The sequence below is a fragment of the Salinicola sp. genome (assembly GCF_982684285.1).
On sequence record NZ_CEXLVS010000011.1, the window covers coordinates 5,760 to 20,483 of the forward strand.

The window sequence follows — 14,724 nt, forward strand, 5'->3', positions numbered from 1 at the left end:
GCCGAACTGCAGCTGAGCGACCAGGTCGTCGATCCGGTGCGCGAGGGCCAGGACATCACGTTCCGCGTCGGCGAGCTGGCCGACTCCTCGCTGGTGGCGCGGCGGCTGGCGCCGATGAACTACGTGGTGGCCGCGGCCCCGAGCTATCTGGACGCACACGGCGAGCCGCGGACGCCCGAGGCGCTGGCCGATCACAACTGCCTGCTCTACCAGGGCGAGATGGGCCGCCAGCGCTGGTATTTCCAGGCGCCGGACCAGAGCGGTTCGACCCCGTTCGAGGTCAGCGGCAATCTCTACAGCAACGACGCCGAGAGCCTGCTGCGCGCCGCGCTGCTGGGCCAGGGTCTGGTGCTGTTTCCGACCTGGCTGATCGGCGAGGCGCTCTCGCAGGGCGAGCTGGTACCGCTGCTCGAGGGGTGGCGTGGCGAGGTGATGCCAGGTCGCCGCGACATTCACGTGCTGACCACCGAACGGCGCCTGCGAACGCGCAAGGTGCGTGCCTTTCTCGACTACCTGCGGGAGTCGCTGGCGCCACGGCCGGCCTGGGATCGGTGGCGATAAAACCGCACTTATGAGCAACAAATTGCTCATAACGTGTTGAAACGACATTTGGTGAGCAAAAAAACACTCAAGATTTGATAGACATGCTAGATTTGAGCAATAATTTGCCCAGAACACTCGATATGTCACTGACGATACAGTTGTTCCATCATGGCCAATGGCACGATGCCGCAGAACTTCAGATCGATGATCCGAAGGCGGGCCGACGCGGCCCTATCGCGCTGGGTTACTCGACCGATTACGCCATTGACTGTATGGGTCGGGATGACGAGCACGCCTGCAACAGCGAGGCGTTCCGAATTCGATCCTCGATATGCCCGCGCTGGGGTTTGATTATCTCGACGAGAAACTCGATGGTTGGGGGCTGACATGAGTCGTCTTTCTCCCCAGGAGCGCGAAGCGCTGCTGTTCGACCTGCTCGACCAGCTGTTCGATGAGAAAATCACCACGGGAGCGCTGCTGAAACGACTGCGCCGGGAGGTTCTGGGTATGAACCAGACCCGCTATGCCACGTTGGCGTCGGTCAGCCGCCGGACGCTCTCGGCCATCGAGAACGACAGCGGGACCCAATCGCTGGCTTCTCTCAATCGTGCCTTTCGCCCTTTCGGACTTAGCGTGGGTCTGCTCCCCCGTGATCGATCGACCCGTCAACGCCTGCTGACGCGATCCGCCTCGTGATCACCTTCATAGCAAAACCTAATTAGCGATTGAATCGTGCACGATATAAATTGACGCCATGACGACACGCAACGGCAATGATACCGACAACGCCCTGGCCCTCGAATCGCAGCTCTGCTTCGCGCTCTATTCGACCCAACTGGCGATGAACAAGCTCTACCGCGGCCTGCTGCGCGAGCTCGAGCTGACCTACCCCCAGTATCTGACCATGCTGGTGCTATGGCAGCGGGATCGCCAGACGGTGTCGGAGATCGGCGAACACCTCTACCTGGATTCGGCGACGCTGACGCCGCTGCTGAAACGGCTGGAAGCAGCGGGGCTGATAACGCGCCAGCGCTCGCGCCAGGACGAGCGCCAGGTGGAGATCGCGCTGACCGAAAAGGGCCGTTCGCTGCGCGAGCAGGCCAAGGCCGTGCCCCATGCCGCCGGCTGCGCGGGCCAGTGCACGCCGGAGGAGGCTGCCGAACTGCGCGATGCGCTGCATGGGCTGCGTCAGCGACTCGACGGCTAGTGGCGTGTTCGCACGATTGTCGAAGACCATTTTTACCCCAATTAGATCGCGCGCGATTCAATAGACCGCGATCATCAACCCGAAAGGAGTTTCACCATGTCACTCGATAAAGTCCTCTACCGCGCCGAAGCCACCGCCACCGGGGGTCGTGACGGCCGTGCCACCGCCGCCGACGGAGCCATCGACCTCAAGCTGTCGACACCCAAGGAGCTGGGCGGCGCCGGCGGCGACGGCACCAACCCGGAGCAGCTGTTCGCGGCTGGCTACTCCGCCTGCTTCATCGGCGCGCTGAAGCTGGTTGCCTCGCAAGAGAAGGCCAAGCTGCCTGACGACACCCGGATCCAGGGCGAAGTCGGCATCGGCCCCAAGGGCGACGCTTTCGGCATCGAAGCCACCCTGACGGTTAAGCTGCCGGGCATGGATCGGGCACAGGCCGAAGCGCTGGTGGAAAAAGCGCATCAGGTCTGCCCTTACTCCAATGCCACCCGCGGCAATATCGACGTGGCGCTCAACGTCGAGGTCTGAGCCGGCGTCGGCAGCGCCGACGCTCGCCCCACCCGGACACCCCGCCCCCCTGGAGAGGGGGCCGGGGTGTCGTGCTTTGGTCGTAGCGGCCATCGCCGAGGCGCCACGACTATCCAGAAAACAACTTATAATCAGTAGCTTATAAAAACATGCAAAAACGCGATGCGGGCATAGCAACAACGCAATGGTCTCGCGCCGCCGGCGCTGACTACCGTGTCGACTCCAACAATCAAGGGATTCGATCATGGTCGCGTTTCTCATAGCCATGGCGGTGACGGCGTTCGCCGGCACGCTGGTCATCAAGAAATACCAACCGCAGACCGTGCTGCTGCTGGCCGGTCTGGCGCTGTTCGTCACCACGGCGCTGTTCTTCCCCGCCCAGTCGATCCTGTTCAAGGAGACCGAGACCAGCGGCTGGGCCGGCTTCGATATCTTCGAGTTCATCCACCAGATCATGTCCTACCGCCTGGCCGGGCTGGGGTTGATCATCATGGCCGCCGGCGGCTTCGCCAAGTACATGGACCATATCGGCGCCACCCAGGCGATGGTCAATATCGGCACCCGGCCGCTGGCCCGGATGCGTGCGCCCTATCTGGTGCTGGCGCTCGGCTATGCGGTGGGCCAGGTGCTCAATATCTTCATCCCCAGCGCGGCGGGGCTGGCCATGCTGCTGCTGGTCACGCTCTATCCCACCCTGGTGCGCCTCGGCGTCAGCAAGGCCTCCGCCGCGGCAATGATCGGGATGACCTCGGTGCTCGACCTGGGGCCGGCCTCCGGCACCGCCAACCTGGCGGCGCATACCGCCAACATGGACGTGGCGATCTACTTCGCCCAGTACCAGATTCCCGCATCGCTGTTCATCGTGCCGGTGATCTGCGTGCTGACCTACTTCAGCGCCAAGTATTTCGATCGCCGCAGCGGCCATATTGTCGACCCCGATCCCACCGCCCATGCCGTCGCCGATGGCGAGTCGGAGGCCCAGCGCGTGCCCGGCTTCTATGCGCTGCTGCCGATCCTGCCGCTGACGCTGATCCTGGTCTTCAGCAAGCTGCTGATCCATCAGATCGAGATCGGCGTGGTGACCGCGATGATCATCGGCGCCGTGCTGGGCCTGTTCTGCGAGATGGTGCGCAAGCGTCGTGAGCTGCAGGCGGTGTTCAAGGGCTTCATGACCTTCTTCCAGGGCATGGGCCAGATGTTCTCCTCGATCATCTCGCTGATCATCTGCGCCGAGTTCTTCGCCGCCGGTCTCACCGCCATCGGTGCCATCGACTTCATGATCGGCGCGGCCCAGGGCGCGGGCTTCGGCCTGTTCGGGATGACCCTGGTCACCTGTCTGCTGGTGGCGGTGACCGCGATTCTCACCGGCTCCGGCAACGCGGCGTTCTTCTCTTTCGCCGGACTGGCGCCCAACGTCGCCGCCGCCACCGCTGCCGGCCCGGTAGCGTTGTTGCTGCCGCTGCAGTTCACCGCCGGGATCGCGCGCTCGCTGTCACCGGTTTCCGGGGTGATCATCGCCGTCAGCGAGGCCGCCGGCTGCTCGCCCATCGATATCGTCAAGCGCACCGCGATCCCGCTGATCGGCGGGTTGATCGTGCTGTTCGTCTATACCGCGCTGTTCGTCGGTGTGAAATGAGCCGCGATCTTCCGCGAACCGATGGCCTGAACCTGCGACGTCGACCGACTCTGCACACCTTTGGCGAGAACCGACCATGAATACTGCTCAGCTTCCCGATTCGACCGATCACCTCTTTTCCCGCGACGCCACCTGGCAGGCGTGGCTGGAGGTCGAGCGTGCGCTGGCCCTGACCCAGGCCGAGCGGGGCATGATCCCTGCCGCCGCCGCCGCGGAGATCGAGCGCTGCGCGACCCTCGACCAGCTCGATCGCGAGGCGCTGGCCGCCGATATCGAGCGCACGATGTCGCCGGTGATGTCGCTGGTGCGGGCGCTGGCCGAACGCTGCGAGGGCGACGCCGGCGGCTATGTCCATCTCGGCGCCACCACCCAGAACATCATCCTCACTGGCAAGATGCTGCAGCTCGAGCGCTCGCACCGCTGGCTCAAGGCGCAGCTCGCCGCACAGCTCCAGTGCCTGGCGGATCTCGCCGAGCGCGGCGCCGAGTGGCCGTGCGTCTCGCGCACCAACCGCCGCCACGCCCTGCCGATCACCTTCGGCTACAAGGTCGCCGGCTGGATCGAGGAGCTGGAGCGCAACGTCGAGCGGCTGGAGGCGGTGGAATCCCGCGCCTTCGTGCTCACCTTCGGCGGCGCCAGCGGCACCATGCACAGCTACGGCGACGAGGGGCAGGCACTGGCGCAGGCGCTGGCCGCCCGGCTCGGCCTCGGCGTGTCGCGGGTTCACTCCCGCGCCGCCGTCGATGGCCTGGTCGAGTACATCACCACGCTGGGACTCTACGCCGCCGGCTGCGAGCGTCTCGGCCAGGAGCTCTACACGCTGATGGCCAACGAGCTCGAGGAGGTCAGCGAGAACCAGGGCGAGGAGGTGGTCGGCAGCAGCACCATGCCGCACAAGTTCAACCCCAAGTACGCCGTCAACCTGCTGGCCGAGGCCGGCGAGCTGCGCGGCTTGGTGGCGCCGGCGCTGGAGACCGCCCGCCCCTCCCACGAGGGCGATGCGTCGTGCAATTTTCGCCTCTACAGGCTGCTCGACCAGGCCGGGGCGCTCGCCTATCGCGTCGCCGCCACCCAGCGCACGCTGCTGACCCGGCTGGAGCCCCATCCCGAGCGGATGCGCGAGATCCTGATGGCCAACGCCGCGCCGCTGATGTCCGAGCACATCATGCTCGAACTGAGCGACGAGATCGGCCGCCAGCGCGCCCACGATCTCGTTCATGAGGCCATCGTCGCCAGTCGCGACGGGGCTCGCACCTTTGCCGAGGCGCTGTTCGACGACGACACCGTGCGCCGCCACTACGGCGACCGCGCCACGCTCGAGCAAGCTCTGCTCCCCGAGCACTACACCGGCCGGAGCCGCCAGATCGCGCTGGCGATGGCGGCCTCCGCTCGCGACCTCGCCGGGCGCCTGACTCGGGAACTCAGGGCAACACCTGCATCGGAGCGCTGACAGCGCGGAATGAGAACCACCCCACCGATGCCAAACGCCTCGGTGGTACAACGCCGCATCGACAAGAAAAAAAGAGGAAGGATCATGCCAATAACACCAAGACGCTCTCTTCGCCTCATGCTCGCGCTGGGCAGCATCGCTCTGTCGCCGCTGGCGCACTCGCAGACCTCTCAGGTATCAAATACTTCGCAGACCCTGGCCACGGGCAGCCATGAGTCGACCCTCACCCTGCCGGAGAGCCAGCGCCGGATCGAGGTGGCCAGTTACGTCCCCGAAGGGGCCGACGCCAAGACGCCGATCGTGTTCGTGCTGACCGGCCTCAAGCGCAACGCCGAGGATTATCGCGACGCCTGGATCGACGCCGCCGACGAGTACGGCTTCACCATCGTGGTGCCGCGCTTCTCCAAGCAGGACTACCCCGGCGTCGCCGGCTACAACCTGGGCAACCTGGTCAGTGCCGACGGCCGGCTCAATCCGCCCGAGGCGTGGTCCTACAACGTCATCGACGGCCTCTTCACCGATCTCGAGCAGTCCGGCCAGACCGAGCGCCAGCGCTACTACCTGTTCGGCCACAGTGCAGGCTGCCAGTTCGTGCACCGCATGCTGACCTTCGCGCCGCAGTCGCAGGTCCAGGCGGCGATCTGTTCGGCGGCGGGCTGGTGGACGCTGCCCGACACCGACAACGAATGGCCCTACGGACTCAAGGACGCACCGGTCGAGGTCGACCGTGATGCCCAGCGCCAGCTTGCCGGGATCAATCTGCTGGTGACCGTCGGCGCCGAGGACACCGATCCCTGGCACAAGTACCTGCGCCGCAGCTACCAGGCCATGGCCCAGGGCAACAACCGGGTCGAGCGCGCCTGGGTCTACTACAAGACCGCCGAGCAGAAGGCAAACCGCTACGGCTTCGACTTCCACTGGGCGTTCCAGACCGTGCCCGACGTCGGTCACGACAACGCCGGCATCGCTCCCTTCGCCGCCGAGCAGTTCGCCGCCTTCGAGCGCGATGGCGCCTTCGATGTCGTGACCCCGGAGACAGCGCCGGAGAGCGCGCCTCACTAGGCTTCCCTCTTTTCGAGACTCGCCTTTCGCCCTTTCGATCACTGCCCCTCGTCCGCTCAGCGGGCGAGGCAGGAAACCTGCGTCCGCTCGATGGCCAGCGTCGAGCCGCGAGCGGCCGCGCCAGCAGCTCCCGACAATTTCCAGAAGCTCCCCACAACATGAAAAACGAACAGGAGTTCATCATGACCACGCCATGCCACCGCACTACGATCCGGCGGCCCCGACTCGCACGCGCGCTCCCGGCCCTTTCGACGACAACGCTTCCGTCGATAGCAACGCCTCTCGCCGGCACCTGCGCTTTGGCATTGACCCTGGCGCTCGCCGCGCCAGCCCAGGCCGACTTCCTGGCGGACAGCACCGCCTCGCTGGAGTTCAAGAACTACTTCATCACCCGCGACTACCTCGAGGGCGACCGGGACAACAACAAGCGCGAAGAGTGGGCGCAGGGCTTTCTGTTCCGGGCCGACTCCGGCTTCACCGAAGGCCCGATAGGATTCGGCGTCGACACCATCAGCATGCTGGGCGTGAAACTCGACTCGAGTCCTTCCCGTTCCGGCACCGGCCTGCTCGAGATCGACGACGACGGCCGCGCCGAGGACGGCTACACCAAGTTCGGCGCCACCGCCAAGATCCGCGCCGGTGAGAGCATCTTGCGCTACGGCTATCTCGAGCCGCGTCTGCCGTCGCTGCGCCCCAATTCCAGCCGGCTGTTCACGCAGTCGTTCCTCGGCACCCAGATCACCTCCACCGACATCGACGGGCTGGAGCTGACGGCGGGCCAGCTCAACCGCACTCGACAGCGCGACGAGACCGAGCACGAGCCGATGGCGCTGAATCGCAAGAGCGGCGCCTACGGCAGGGCCACCAGCACTCGCTTCCAGTTCGTCGGCGGGGAGTACCATCTCGGCAAGCGCGCCCGCCTCGGCTATCACTACGCGCAGCTGGAAGACATCTATCGCCAGCACTACGTGGGGCTGAGCGACGGCATCGACCTGGGTTCGGGTCGGCTGGGCGCCGACATACGCTACTTCGACGCCAGCGAACAGGGTGCCGCCGAAGCGGGCGAGGTGGACAACCGCGCCGTCAGCACGCGGCTGCGCTATCGGCTGGACGGACACACCTTCAGTGGTGGCTATCAGTCCCAGTTCGGCGACACCCCTTTCACCTACCTGAGCGGTACCAACGTCTACCTGTTTTCCCAGTACCAGATCAGCAACTTCACCGAGACCGGCGAGCAGGTCTGGCACGCCCGCTACGACTACGACTTCAGCGATCTCGGCCTGCCCGGACTGACCTTCATGGTTCGCTATGCCATGGGCGACCAGGCCAGCGTCAACGGCTTCGACGGCGAGGCGCGGGAGTGGGAACGGGATGTCGACATCGAGTACATCGTCCAGGGCGGCATGCTCGAAGGGTTGTCGCTGCGCTGGCGCAATGCCTCACGCCGCGCCAACTTCACCCGCGACGTCAACGAGCACCGCATCCTGCTCGGCTACACCCTGAAGCTGTAACGGCAAAAACGCTTGATCCGGCTCAAGGGAGCAGCGTGACACCGTCACGGAACGCGCGGTCTTGCTGGCCGCGCGCCTCCAGCGTCTCGCGCAAGGCGTCGATGAAGCGCCGTGCGATGGGGCGCTGCCCCGCCGGGGGGAGGATGCAGGCGTAGGTCAGCTCGGTGGCGGGCGTGACCGGCCGCATTACCGTGCCGCCCGCCGCTACGACCGATCCGGCGGTGGCACCGCAGCAGGCCAGGTCGAGCAGCCCCAGCCCGAAGCCGGCCTCGACGAAGCGTGGCACCAGCTGCGTCGAGCCGACCTCCAGCGCGATCCGGGGTCTTCGCCCGATTTCCTCGAACAGCCGGTCCAGCCGCTGGCGCCAGATCTGCTGCGGCTTGAGCGTGACGAAGGGCGACTCCAGCAGCGCCTCGACCGGCACCCGCTCGAGGGTTGCCAGCGGATGGTTCGCCGGCATCAGCACCTGGGTGGTCGCCTGCAGCAACGGCTCCACCGCCAGCTCGACGATGGCGTTCTCCACCGGCAGCGAGAGCAGTCCGATGTTGTAGCGGCGCGATCCCACCTGGCGCTCGACGTCGAAGCGACTGCCGATATCGATCTTGCAGTTGAGCTCGCGGCAGCACTCGCGAAGACGGGCGATTGCCGCCGGCAGCAGCGTGGCGCCGATGGGGGCGGAGGTGATGATGCGCAGGCTCTCGACCGTCTGCTGGCGAATCTCGCCGGCGATGGTGGGGATCTCCTCGACGGCGTTGAGAATGTGCTCGGCTTCGCGGTAGAAGCGCTCGCCTTCCAGCGTCAGCAACAGTCGCTGGTGAGTCCGCTCGAACAGTGTCAGCTTGAGCTCCGCCTCCAGCGAGGCGATCAACCGGCTGGCGGCGGGCTGGCTCAGATTGGCCGCCTGCGCCGCCGCCGATAGCGAACCGCGCAGGACGGTCAATCGAAACAGTCGGAGCGCCTTGAGATTCATGGGAAGTCGACTCTGCCAGGCCATCGGAGCGAAGAGCCTACCAGAAGCCGGAAAAGAGACACTGCCGCTTTGGTGGCAGGCCGCCTATGCCGGGAGCCAAGGCGCCGCCCCCGCCGACGGTCAGCGCCCCAGGACGATCGCCGTGATCAACGATTCAGTACGATCGCCGTGATCACGCCGGTGGCGACGGCAGCCAGCACGTAGTCGCCGTCGATGTTCAGCCAGCGGTGCCCTCGCGGCGGTTCCCGCAGATGCCGCGCGTGCCAGTCGCGCACCCAGTAGCGGTCGTCGCGGTAGTAGCGGTCGGCGAGGTGGCCGCCCTCGTGCCAGCCGCGATGGTCTCGGTAGCCGTCATGGCCCCCGCCATGTCGATCGTGATGATCATGGCCGTGAGGGCCTTTGCCGTGAGGGCCATGCCCTTTTCCGTGGCCATGGCCATGACCCGGATCGGCCTGGGCGATCCCGGCGGTGCCCAGCGCGGCGATCAGGACGCCGATGGTGACGACGCGATGTTTCATGGAACTCTCCTCTCATTGCCGTCGATGGCGAGATGGATCCAGCATGAGACGCCAATAAGAAAACAGTGTTCACGAATTGTGCATTCTGGCTGACCGCCCGGCGCCGGCGACGCCGTTCGGGGAAGCCTGCGTGCAAACTGCGGCAGATCTCACTTAGCATGCTAATATCGCAGAACCCTGATCCTTCCTTCCCATCCTTCACCCGGACTTGCCGCCCGTGTCAGCGACCGCCTCCCAATCCGCAGCGCCTACGCCCTGGCCCACCATCATTCTGCTGGCGATGACCGCCTTCTGCGCCTCCGCCACCCAGCGGATCCTCGATCCGATGCTGCCGCGCCTCGCCGAGGTCTATACCACCACCCTGAGCGCCGCCTCCTGGGCCATCACCGCCTTCGCCATCGTCTACGGCTGCCTGCAGCTGGTGCTGGGGCCCAGCGGCGATCGTTACGGCAAGCTGCGCGTGATCTCGCTGTTCTCCCTGCTCGCCGCCGTGGCCAGCCTGCTGTGCGCGCTGTCGGGTACGCTGGCGACGCTGATCGCGGCACGCATGCTGGCGGGCGTGGGGTGCGCCGCGGTCATCCCGCTGGCGATGGCGTGGATCGGCGACAACGTCCCCTACGAGCAGCGCCAGGCGGTGCTGGCACGCTTTCTGATCGGGCAGATCTGTGGTTTGGCCTGCGGCCAGACATTCGGTGGGCTGGCTGCGGAGCAGGATTGGTGGCAGTGGCCGTTTCTGGTCTATACCCTGCTGTTCGCCGCCGCCAGCGGGCTGCTGTGGTACCGCGCCGGACGTCACGAGCGGCCCCAGGGGCGCAAGCCGGAGTCCCTCGGCGTGAGCCTGCGCTACGTGTTGCAGAAGTCCTGGCCGAGGGTGGTACTGATCGCGGTGTTCTGCGAGGGCGCCGCGGTGTTCTGCGGTTTCGCCTTCGTCGCCAGTCACCTGCATGTCGTCGGCGGGCTGCCGCTGACCGAGGCCGGGCTGATCCTGGCGGTGTTCGCGCTCGGGGGCTTGAGTTTCGCGCTGCTGGCACGGCGACTGGTGCCGAGACTCGGCGAAAGCGGGCTGTGCCAGCTGGGCTGCGTGCTGATCGCGATCGCGCTGGCCGCCATCTGCCTGAAGCCGACGCCCGGTGTCGGCGTCATCGGCTGCTACCTGTTCGGGCTGGGCTTCTACATGCTCCACAACACGCTGCAGACCACCGCCACCCAGATGGCGCCGGAGCGGCGCGGCGCGGCGGTGTCTTTGTTCGCCACCGCCTTCTTCACCGGGCAGTCGCTGGGCACTGCGGTCGGCGGCGGCATCATCGCGCTGTCCGGTACCACGCCGACCCTGGCCCTCGCCGCCGTCGCGGTACTGCCGGTCGGCTTCGGCTTCGCCTGGCAGATCCGTCGGCGCGACCGGGCCCTGGTGCCAGCCTGATCTCCGTACGCCCCCCGCGGCTCGTCATCTATGGCGCCAGGGCCGCAGTGCGATAAGCTGCCGGACTCGATGCCCCATCCGCTGGCCCGGAGGCCGACTCGATGACGATCGCCACGCCACAACAGGTTCTCGACTTCTGGTTCGAGGCGCTGACTCCCAAGGACTGGTTCCGCAAGGACACGGAGTTGGATCGCGCCATCGCCGAGCGCTTCGGCGAGACGCTGGCCGCCGCCGCGCATTGCGAATGCTGGCGGTGGCGCGAGACGCCTCCCGGCCGGCTGGCGGAGATCCTGGTACTCGACCAGTTCTCGCGCAACGTTCATCGCGACACCCCGGCCGCCTTCGCCCAGGATCCGCTGGCCCTCGCCCTGGCGCAGGAGACGATCGCCGCCGGCGATGACGCCAGGTTACCCACGCTGCAGCGGATCTTCGTCTACATGCCGTTCATGCACAGCGAGTCGCTGGCGATCCACGACCGGGCGACCGGGCTGTTCGATCAGCCCGGGATGGAGGAGCAGGTCCGCTTCGAGCAGCGCCACCGCGAGATCATCGAACGCTTCGGCCGCTATCCGCATCGCAACGCGATCCTGGGGCGAAAATCGACACCGGAGGAGATCGAGTTCCTGCGTCAGCCGGGCTCGTCGTTCTAGCTTCGCATCGTGCTAGCTCAGGATGAAGCCCACGCAGGCTGCCGTCGCCAGCCCCATCACGCCGTTGAAGACGCGCCACGCTCGTGGCGTCTTCAACAACCTGCCGATCGCCATGCCGAAACCGGCCCAGCACGAGATGCAGAAAAATCCGACGAACTCCATGAACAGTGACAGCACGGTCGCGTTCACGATCAGTGATCCCTGGTGCGGCATGAACCCGGCGATCAGCGCGATACCCATGACCCACGCCTTGGGATTGACGAACTGGAACACCGCCGACTGCCATGCGGTCAGCGGTCGCGCGCCCTCCCTGGCAGCCAGGTCCGGTGGTGGCGCTGTGGCGATCTTCCACGCCAGGTAGAGCAGGTAGATGGCGCCGATGACCTTGAGCGCCTGCTGAACCACCGGAAAGCGCTCGAACAGCACGCCGAGCCCCAGCGCCACCGCCATGAACAGCACGAAACAGCCGGCCATGATGCCGAAGATGTGCGGCAGCGTGCGGCGATAGCCGTAGAGCGCGCCGGAGGCGGTCAACATCACGTTGTTGGGGCCGGGCGTGCCGGTCATCGAGATCGAGAACAGCGCCACCGAGAACCACCAGGCCAGCGAGGTCATTGGCCACCGCCCGGCGCTTCCGCCCAGGTCAGGGTGAAGCGGCGATTGCGCGCGCCGCGATTCTTGATGCTGGCGACCTGGATCGGGCCGACCTCGGCGGTGGAGGCGACATGTGTGCCGCCGCAGGGTTGATAGTCGACGTCGCCGATGCGGACCATCCGGATCTCGCCAGCGCCGCGTGGCGGTGCCACCGACATCGTCTTCACCAGCTCGGGCCGGGCGTCGAGCTCGGCCTCGCTGATCCACTCGCTGGTCACCGGATAGTCGGCTGCGATCAGCGCATTGAGCCGCTCGCTCAGCTCCTCCTTGTCGAAGCTGGCCTCGCCGAGATCGAAATCGAGCCGGCCACGATCGGCACCGATGCTGCCGCCGGTGACGCCATGGGGAACGACGACGGACAGCAGATGCAGCGCGGTGTGCATGCGCATGTGGGCGTAGCGCCGCGCCCAGTCGATCTGCTGGGTGACGCTCTGCCCTGCCTCCAGCCCATGGTTCGGGTCGAGCAGGTGATGGACCTGCCCGTTGGCGCCCTTGCGCGTGTCATGAACCGTCAAGGTGCGGCCATCGGCGGTGATGAACACGCCCCGGTCCCCCGGCTGTCCGCCACCGTGGGGATAGAACAGCGTGGCATCCGTCACCACCACGCCGTCGTCGCCAATTGCCCCTGTCGTTGACAGCACGGTCGCCAGGCTTTCGCGGGCGTAAGGCAGTTCGCGGAACGTCAGGGCAGTAGACATCGGAAACCTCTCGGAGAATCGTTTCTCAAAATCGTATGGGTACAATTTTGTTGACTTCGCGGCTCGCAGGCCGAACAATTCGAGCATAAACCGCGTAATTTCCTGGTCAACTCGATTTTTGTCACCATGACAATCTGGAAACCCCTCCTACCCGGCCAAGGCTCGCGCTACCGCGAACTGGCCGATGCCATCGCCGCCGCCGCTGCCAGCGGCGAACTGGCGGCGGGCGCCAAGCTGCCACCGCAACGACGCCTGGCGGACGCCCTCGGCGTCACCGTCGGTACGATCACCCGGGCCTATGCGCTCGCCGAACAGCGCGGGGTCGTCACCGCACGTGTCGGCAGCGGTACCTATGTGCGCGACACGGGGGCGCCCCATCCGGCGTTCGATCATGTCCGCCGCGCCGCGCCGGACAGCGGCATCGTCGATCTCAGCCTGTCGCTGCCGCCGCCCCACCCGCAACGCGAGGCATCGCTGGCCAATGCGATGCGCTCGATTCAGCACGATCCGGCGCTGTTGCGGGCGGCTATCGACTATCAACCGGAGGCCGGCCAGGAGTGGCAGCGAGAGGTGATCTCGGGTTGGCTGGCAACGCTGGGCCGCGCCGTCCCGGCGGATGAGCTGTTGATCAATCAGGGCGGCATGCATGGCATCTTCCTGAGCCTGAGCGCCCTGTTGTCGCCCGGCGAACGGCTGGCAGCCGAGCGCCTGACCTATCCGGGCCTGATCAGCGGCCTGCAGCAACTCTCGCTCAAGAGCGTGGCGATCGCCCACGACCAGGAAGGCATCGACATCGAGGCGCTGGCTCGCGCGTTCGAACAGCAGCCGTTTCGCGCGCTCTACCTGATGCCGGATTGCCATAACCCCACCACCGCGAGGCTGAGCGAGACGCGCCGTCATGCCCTGGTCGCCCTGGCCCGGGAGCGGCAGTTCTGGCTGATCGAGGATGACATCCACCCCCAGCTCGATGACGAACCGGTGACACCGCTCTATCGACTGGCCCCCGAGTGCACGGTGACGCTGTTCTCGGTCGCCAAGCTGCTCGGCGGCGGCCTGCGCGTCGGCGCCATGCGCGCGCCACCGGCGCTGCAGGGGCGACTGACGGCGGCACTGCGGGCGCAGAGCTGGATGCCGCCGCCGCTGATGGCCTCGCTGGTCTGCCGCTGGATCGAGAGCGGCGACGCCGATGCACTGCTGCAATGGCAGCGCGAGGAGCTGGAGTGGCGCTTTGACCGCGCGATGGAAAGGCTGGGCGAGTTCTCCCCGCGTGGGCATCGCGGCGGATTCTATCTGTGGCTGCCGCTACCGGGCGAGCTGCGTACCAGCCATGTGGTGAGCCAGCTCCAGGCGCAAGGGGTCAACGTCAGCACGGCCGAAAGCTTCTGCCTCGGCAGCGTCAGCGCGCCCCAGGCGATCCGTGTCTGCATCAGCGCCGCCGAAAGCCGCGAGGCGCTGATGCGAGCGCTGGAGACGATCGCCTCGACGTTGGGTGACCCGGATCCGATGCTGTGGCAGACGGTTTGAAATACTGACCGCGGCCCGGTCGTGAGTCATCGTCACACCGGCAGCGGGCGGCTCTCCGCCAGCGCCTCCATGGCGAAGTAGGAGGTCACGGTGTCGATCTCGAAACCGTCGATCAGGCGCTGGTAGATCAGATCGAAGGCACCGATGTCCCGCGTCACGATCTTGAGCATGTAGTCGTAGTCGCCGCCGATACGATAGAAGTCGATCACTTCGGGAATCCCCAGCACATGTTCGCGGAACGCCGCCAGCCAGGTCCGCGAGTGGCTGCGGGTGCGAATCATGGAGAACACCACCAGCCCGAATCCCAGCGCCTGACGGCTCAGTACCAGCCGCCGCCCCTCTTCCCACACCAAGGT

The 14,724-nt window shown here is 66.2% G+C and carries 17 protein-coding genes; 11 read left to right on the plus strand and 6 right to left on the minus strand.

The annotated features are described in order from the left end of the window. Positions 1-561 (plus strand): substrate binding domain-containing protein (locus tag AC3AYF_RS02070; protein ID WP_487779350.1); only part of this gene is annotated, 561 nt, incomplete at its 5' end. A gap of 125 nt (positions 562-686) precedes the next feature. Here the strand turns inward: AC3AYF_RS02070 and AC3AYF_RS02075 are convergent. Next, entirely contained in the window at positions 687-932 is a 246-nt protein-coding gene (locus AC3AYF_RS02075; RefSeq protein ID WP_295035225.1) for a hypothetical protein, read from the minus strand. Between AC3AYF_RS02075 and AC3AYF_RS02080 the strand changes: the two genes are divergently transcribed. The 7 genes from AC3AYF_RS02080 (at position 931) to AC3AYF_RS02110 (ending at position 7,934) form a co-directional block, all read left to right on the plus strand. After that, complete coding sequence (locus AC3AYF_RS02080) at positions 931-1,239, plus strand: helix-turn-helix domain-containing protein (RefSeq protein WP_295035224.1); 309 nt, start codon at positions 931-933, stop codon at positions 1,237-1,239. The genes AC3AYF_RS02075 and AC3AYF_RS02080 overlap by 2 nt on opposite strands. Positions 1,240-1,297: 58 nt before the next feature. Continuing rightward, positions 1,298-1,750, plus strand: a complete 453-nt coding sequence (locus tag AC3AYF_RS02085; protein WP_295035222.1) for a MarR family winged helix-turn-helix transcriptional regulator — start codon at positions 1,298-1,300, stop codon at positions 1,748-1,750. Between the two features lie 96 nt (positions 1,751-1,846). Next, positions 1,847-2,275 carry an organic hydroperoxide resistance protein gene (locus tag AC3AYF_RS02090; protein ID WP_295035220.1) on the plus strand — a complete coding sequence of 143 codons (429 nt, stop codon included), beginning with the start codon at positions 1,847-1,849 and terminating at the stop codon, positions 2,273-2,275. Between the two features lie 244 nt (positions 2,276-2,519). Beyond that, on the plus strand, positions 2,520-3,911 hold the full coding sequence (gene dcuC / locus AC3AYF_RS02095; protein ID WP_295035219.1) for a C4-dicarboxylate transporter DcuC: 1,392 nt from the start codon (positions 2,520-2,522) through the stop codon (positions 3,909-3,911). A gap of 76 nt (positions 3,912-3,987) precedes the next feature. Next, positions 3,988-5,361: a lyase family protein gene (locus AC3AYF_RS02100; protein WP_295035217.1), complete on the plus strand. Its 1,374-nt coding sequence runs from the start codon at positions 3,988-3,990 to the stop codon at positions 5,359-5,361. An 84-nt stretch (positions 5,362-5,445) separates the two neighbouring features. Continuing rightward, a complete protein-coding gene (locus tag AC3AYF_RS02105) occupies positions 5,446-6,423 on the plus strand; it encodes an alpha/beta hydrolase family protein (protein WP_295035215.1) in 978 nt (325 codons plus the stop codon). 299 nt (positions 6,424-6,722) lie between these two features. After that, the gene (locus tag AC3AYF_RS02110; protein WP_295035214.1) at positions 6,723-7,934 is read left to right on the plus strand and encodes an OprD family porin; all 1,212 of its coding nucleotides are present in this window, start codon (positions 6,723-6,725) and stop codon (positions 7,932-7,934) included. 22 nt (positions 7,935-7,956) lie between these two features. On the opposite strand, the gene AC3AYF_RS02115 is transcribed toward AC3AYF_RS02110, so the two are convergent. Both AC3AYF_RS02115 and AC3AYF_RS02120 read right to left on the minus strand, forming a co-directional pair. After that, complete coding sequence (locus AC3AYF_RS02115; RefSeq protein WP_295035212.1) at positions 7,957-8,904, minus strand: LysR family transcriptional regulator; 948 nt, start codon at positions 8,902-8,904, stop codon at positions 7,957-7,959. 146 nt (positions 8,905-9,050) lie between these two features. Then, a complete protein-coding gene (locus AC3AYF_RS02120) occupies positions 9,051-9,422 on the minus strand; it encodes an RcnB family protein (RefSeq protein WP_295035210.1) in 372 nt (123 codons plus the stop codon). A 217-nt stretch (positions 9,423-9,639) separates the two neighbouring features. Between AC3AYF_RS02120 and AC3AYF_RS02125 the strand changes: the two genes are divergently transcribed. Continuing rightward, the gene (locus tag AC3AYF_RS02125; RefSeq protein ID WP_295035208.1) at positions 9,640-10,842 is read left to right on the plus strand and encodes an MFS transporter; all 1,203 of its coding nucleotides are present in this window, start codon (positions 9,640-9,642) and stop codon (positions 10,840-10,842) included. Positions 10,843-10,943: 101 nt separating this feature from the next. Then, the gene (locus AC3AYF_RS02130) at positions 10,944-11,492 is read left to right on the plus strand and encodes a DUF924 family protein (protein ID WP_295035206.1); all 549 of its coding nucleotides are present in this window, start codon (positions 10,944-10,946) and stop codon (positions 11,490-11,492) included. A gap of 12 nt (positions 11,493-11,504) precedes the next feature. Here the strand turns inward: AC3AYF_RS02130 and AC3AYF_RS02135 are convergent, their stop codons facing one another. Both AC3AYF_RS02135 and AC3AYF_RS02140 read right to left on the minus strand, forming a co-directional pair. Continuing rightward, the gene (locus tag AC3AYF_RS02135; protein WP_295035204.1) at positions 11,505-12,107 is read right to left on the minus strand and encodes a LysE family translocator; all 603 of its coding nucleotides are present in this window, start codon (positions 12,105-12,107) and stop codon (positions 11,505-11,507) included. Further along, complete coding sequence (locus AC3AYF_RS02140; protein ID WP_295035202.1) at positions 12,104-12,844, minus strand: alanyl-tRNA editing protein; 741 nt, start codon at positions 12,842-12,844, stop codon at positions 12,104-12,106. Before AC3AYF_RS02140 ends, AC3AYF_RS02135 begins: the two co-directional genes overlap by 4 nt. A gap of 126 nt (positions 12,845-12,970) precedes the next feature. On the opposite strand from AC3AYF_RS02140, the gene AC3AYF_RS02145 reads away from it, so the two are divergent. Next, positions 12,971-14,368, plus strand: coding sequence for an aminotransferase-like domain-containing protein (locus tag AC3AYF_RS02145; protein ID WP_295035200.1), 1,398 nt, complete (start codon positions 12,971-12,973; stop codon positions 14,366-14,368). Positions 14,369-14,400: 32 nt separating this feature from the next. Here the strand turns inward: AC3AYF_RS02145 and AC3AYF_RS02150 are convergent, their stop codons facing one another. Beyond that, the gene (locus AC3AYF_RS02150) at positions 14,401-14,718 is read right to left on the minus strand and encodes an Lrp/AsnC family transcriptional regulator (RefSeq protein ID WP_295035239.1); all 318 of its coding nucleotides are present in this window, start codon (positions 14,716-14,718) and stop codon (positions 14,401-14,403) included. Between the last annotated feature and the right edge of the window lie 6 nt (positions 14,719-14,724).